General features: G+C 73.8%; 6 protein-coding genes. 4 read left to right on the plus strand and 2 right to left on the minus strand.

Features of this window, described 5'->3' with window-relative positions; all coding sequences use genetic code 11:
• The first annotated feature begins 109 nt into the window (after positions 1-109).
• From SACPADRAFT_RS0201255 to SACPADRAFT_RS24700, 3 genes are all read left to right on the plus strand, one after another.
• Positions 110-571, plus strand: coding sequence for an NUDIX hydrolase (locus SACPADRAFT_RS0201255; RefSeq protein ID WP_007026761.1), 462 nt, complete (start codon positions 110-112; stop codon positions 569-571).
• 132 nt (positions 572-703) lie between these two features.
• Positions 704-1,228: a hypothetical protein gene (locus SACPADRAFT_RS31085; protein ID WP_157577005.1), complete on the plus strand. Its 525-nt coding sequence runs from the start codon at positions 704-706 to the stop codon at positions 1,226-1,228.
• A gap of 60 nt (positions 1,229-1,288) precedes the next feature.
• Positions 1,289-1,588: a hypothetical protein gene (locus tag SACPADRAFT_RS24700; protein ID WP_028662129.1), complete on the plus strand. Its 300-nt coding sequence runs from the start codon at positions 1,289-1,291 to the stop codon at positions 1,586-1,588.
• Positions 1,589-1,603: 15 nt separating this feature from the next.
• Here the strand turns inward: SACPADRAFT_RS24700 and SACPADRAFT_RS0201270 are convergent, their stop codons facing one another.
• On the minus strand, positions 1,604-2,335 hold the full coding sequence (locus SACPADRAFT_RS0201270; protein ID WP_028662130.1) for an esterase/lipase family protein: 732 nt from the start codon (positions 2,333-2,335) through the stop codon (positions 1,604-1,606).
• 73 nt (positions 2,336-2,408) lie between these two features.
• Entirely contained in the window at positions 2,409-3,506 is a 1,098-nt protein-coding gene (locus SACPADRAFT_RS0201275) for an ABC transporter ATP-binding protein (RefSeq protein WP_007026765.1), read from the minus strand.
• Positions 3,507-3,650: 144 nt separating this feature from the next.
• Between SACPADRAFT_RS0201275 and SACPADRAFT_RS24705 the strand changes: the two genes are divergently transcribed.
• A partial coding sequence (locus SACPADRAFT_RS24705) for a helix-turn-helix domain-containing protein (protein WP_007026766.1) occupies positions 3,651-4,057 on the plus strand: 407 nt, incomplete at its 3' end.

Consider the following 4,057-nt stretch of genomic DNA (forward strand, 5'->3'; position numbering starts at 1 on the left):
GCCGGCGAGACCGCCCGGGGCACCGCCGGGGACCCGGCCGGGAGCGGCTGACCGGACGCGCGGGCCAGTCGGGTCGTCACCGCCCTGCGGCCTGCGGGACAATGCCGGAGTGGCCAGGCACAGCGCGGGCATCCTGCTCTACCGGCGGACCCCGGAGGGCATCCACGTGCTGCTCGGGCACATGGGCGGGCCGTTCTGGACCCGCCGGGACGCCGGGGCCTGGACGGTGCCCAAGGGGGAGTACGGACCCGACGAGCGGCCCGAGGACGCCGCCCGGCGGGAGTTCGAGGAAGAGCTCGGCCTGCCGCCCCCCGCCGGGGAGCTGCTGCCCCTGGGGGAGGTCCGGCAGTCGGGCGGGAAGACGGTCGCCGTCTGGGCGCTGCACGGTGACCTCGACCCGGAGACCGTCCGGCCCGGCACGTTCGAACTCGAATGGCCCCGGGGGTCCGGGACCCTCCGCACCTTCCCGGAACTGGACCGGGTCGGGTGGTTCGACCTCGACCGGGCCCGCGGGAAGCTGATCACCGCGCAGCGCGTGTTCCCCGACCGGCTCGCCGCACGGATCGCCTGACCCGGGGTCCACCGGGCGGGGGCGTGCCACGCCGATGGTGGACAGCGGCCCGAACACCGTCCGTGACTTATCGACGTCGGGCGTCGCCCGGCACGGCGAGACTGGATCGATCGGGTGGCGTCGGTGGCCGGTGTGTGGCTGTTTCGGACCACCTGGCAGGGGTACGTCCGCATCATGAGCCTGGTACCGCAGCTCCCGGTGCGCGGAGCGGACAGCGCGGACAGCGCGGACAGCGCGGACGTCTCCCTGCCCGGAGCGGACCGGGACTCCGGCGACACCGTCCGCGCCGGGGTCGCCTGCCCGGGGCATGTCCGTGTCGAGGCCGACGCGCACCGTCGCCTCGAGTTCTGCGACGGTGCGTCGGTGGAGGTGCTCGCGTCCTACCCGGTCCGCCCCGAGGCGGACCTGTTCAGTCTCGCGCGGGTGCTCGTCTTCCACTGCGCCGACTGCCGTGACCCCTGCGAGGCCACGATCGTCGCCGTGCGGGAGGAGGGCCTGCTGTGCCCCTCGTGCTACGCCGCACTCGGGACCGTGCGCGACCCGCCGGACCATCCGGACCGGACCTCCGTCCCGGGAGAGTCCGCCCCGGGGCCGTGCCACACGGAGGTCCGCGCCGGTGCAGCCGGGGAACCGGCACGGGAACCGACCGCGGCCTGAGGACCGCACCACGAACGGGGAGCCGTCCCCGTGGCGGGTCGACGACAGGCGTGAGGAAGTATGCCGAGGAACCGGATCCGGATGCACTGGACCCGTTCGGCCGTGGTGGGCCTGATCTCGGGTGCCGTCGGGGTCGCGGCCATGACGGTGGGGGAGAAGGTCGAACAACGGTGCACCGGCCGCCCGGACTCGTTCGTGCCCGCCCGGACCCTGCGCCGACTGCTCGGACGGCCGGACACGGACCGGCTGTCCCGGGCGGCAAACCTCGGAATGCACGGGGCTGCCGAGCCGGGTGCGGCCGGTGCTGCGGGGGAGAGCATTCCGGTGCGCCCCGCCGGTGCGGCACCCGGGCAGGAGTGAGGGCGCACCGGCGGGTCACCGCCGGTCGCGCGCCCACGCCCGCAGCCGGGAGTCGACGGCGGTGTAGACGTCCGGGTCGAGCCCCATCGTCACGTGTGAGCTGGTGACCTCCACGCCCTCGGCGCACGGGTCCTGGCACAGCTGCCACGGCGCCACGGTGTCGTGCCGCGAGTACACCGACACGCCCGGGACGTCGTCCGGCAGCCGCGCGGCCAGCAGGGCACGGTTCGTCCGGTAGCACTCGCCCGCGAAGCAGTCGTCGTCGAGCACGCCGCGTACACCCAGCGCCGCCAACCGGGCCAGGGACCGGGCCGCCCGCACACTGCCCGGCCTGGCCCCGAGCGGATCGAGCACCGGCGCGGCCAACATGACCAGGGCACGCACCAGGTCCGGCCTGCGCACCGCCGCCAGCCTGCCGAGCCAGCCACCGCGGCTCTGTCCCAGCACAACCACGCGCCCGCCGGTGTCCGCGGCGAGGGCGTCGAGTCGGCGTTCGAGCCGCTGGAGGAGCTCGGTGGTGCAGCCGAGGTTCAGCCCGGTGTGCGAGGTCTGCGGCCGGTATCCCCGCGCGGCCAGCCACGTCCGCAGCGGGGACAGACTCCAGTCACCGACGCCGAACCCGGGTACCAGCAGCACGGCGGTCCCGCCGCCCTGCCCCGGGTCCCGCACCTGCCACACCGGGTGTCGCACCAGCCGCGGGATCATCCGCGCGGTGGCGAGGAGGACCGGTTCCTGCGGTGTCCACACCCGGGTTGGTACCCCGGACGGCGACCGTCAACCGTGTGACGCGGGTTCGCGTCCGGGGCAGGCTGGCGGCCCCTCAGGCCGCCAGCCGGTGCCCGGTCTCCGGGTCGAAGACGTGCGCGGACTCCGGGTCGCGCAGCCCGACCCGGATCGTCTCCCCGAACGACGGGGTGCTGTGCGCGTCGGTGCGCACGATGAACCGCTCCCGGCGCCCGCCGAGCTCGGCCCGGCCGTGGACGTAGGCGTCCGAACCGAGCACCTCGACCAGTTCGACGTCCAGTTCCAGTCCGGGTTCGCCGTCGAGCGCCGGACGCAGCCCCTCCGGCCGGAGCCCGACCGTGACCTCCCGCAGGTTCGCCGCCGCACCGGAGCGGATCTCCCGCGACACGGGCACGGTGAGGCCGTCGACACTGGCACCCTCGTCGGACAGCGGCGCCGTCGTGAGATTCATGGCGGGGGAGCCGATGAACCCCGCGACGAACACGTTGGTCGGCGCGTCGTACAGCGCCCGCGGGGTGTCGCACTGCTGGAGCTCACCGTCCTTGAGCACGGCGACACGGTGGCCCATCGTCAACGCCTCGACCTGGTCGTGGGTGACGTAGACGGTGGTCGTGCCGAGCCGCTTCTGCAGGGCGGTGATGTTCGCCCGGGTCTCCACCCGGAGCTTCGCATCGAGATTGGACAGTGGCTCGTCCATCAGGAACACGGCGGGCTCGCGCACGATCGCGCGTCCCATCGCGACGCGCTGCCGCTGGCCACCGGACAGCGCCTTCGGCTTGCGGTCCAGGTAGTCGGTGAGGTCGAGCAGCCGGGCCGCCTCCTTCACCCGTTCGGCGATCTCGGACTTGGCCACCCGCTGGATCTTCAGGGCGAAGCCCATGTTCTCCGCGACCGACATGTGCGGGTAGAGCGCGTAGGACTGGAAGACCATGGCGATGTCGCGGTTCTTCGGGGACACGTCGGTGACGTCCCGGCCGCCGATCGTGATCGCGCCCTCGTCGACGTCCTCCAGGCCGGCCAGCATCCGCAGCGCCGTGGACTTGCCCGACCCGGACGGGCCGACCAGCACCAGGAACTCGCCGTCGGTGATGTCGAGGTTGAGCCGGTCGACCGCCCGGACCGGCGGGCTCCCGGGGAACACGCGGGAGGCTTCGTGGAAGGAGACGTCGGCCATGATGCGCTGGTCCTCTCGTGCGGGCGAGCCCGGTCCCGTGCTCGCGGTGACCGAATGTCTACCGAACGGGTGATCCCCGCCGCTAGAGTTCGTTCGTCCGGTGGACTGACCAATTCACCGCAGCCGAGTCCGTGGGGAGCGGTCGTGGAACAGACCCGTCCCGTCCGGGGACAGCAACAGCACGAGCACAACCTCGCCCTGATCGCGCGGCTGATCGCCGCGCACGGCCCCGTCTCCCGCGCGGCGGTGGCCCGGCGCAGCGGACTGACCAAGACGACGGTCACCCAGCTCACCGGGGAGCTGCTCGACGGCGGTCTGCTGCGCGAACTCGGGCTCGGCCGGGCGGACGGCCCGGGCAGGCCCGCCACCCTGCTGGTGGCGAACACCGCCGGACCGGCGGGAATCGGACTGCAGATCGAGGCGGACCACGTGGCGGGCTGCCTCGTGGACCTCACCGGCCGGGTGCGCGACCGCGCCGTCCGCCGCGCCGGCGACCTCCGCGCCGATCCCGACGGTGCGTTGCGGACCACCGAGCCGGTGCTGCGCCGCCT

Source organism: Saccharomonospora iraqiensis subsp. paurometabolica YIM 90007 (genome assembly GCF_000231035.2).
Classification (GTDB): domain Bacteria; phylum Actinomycetota; class Actinomycetes; order Mycobacteriales; family Pseudonocardiaceae; genus Saccharomonospora; species Saccharomonospora paurometabolica.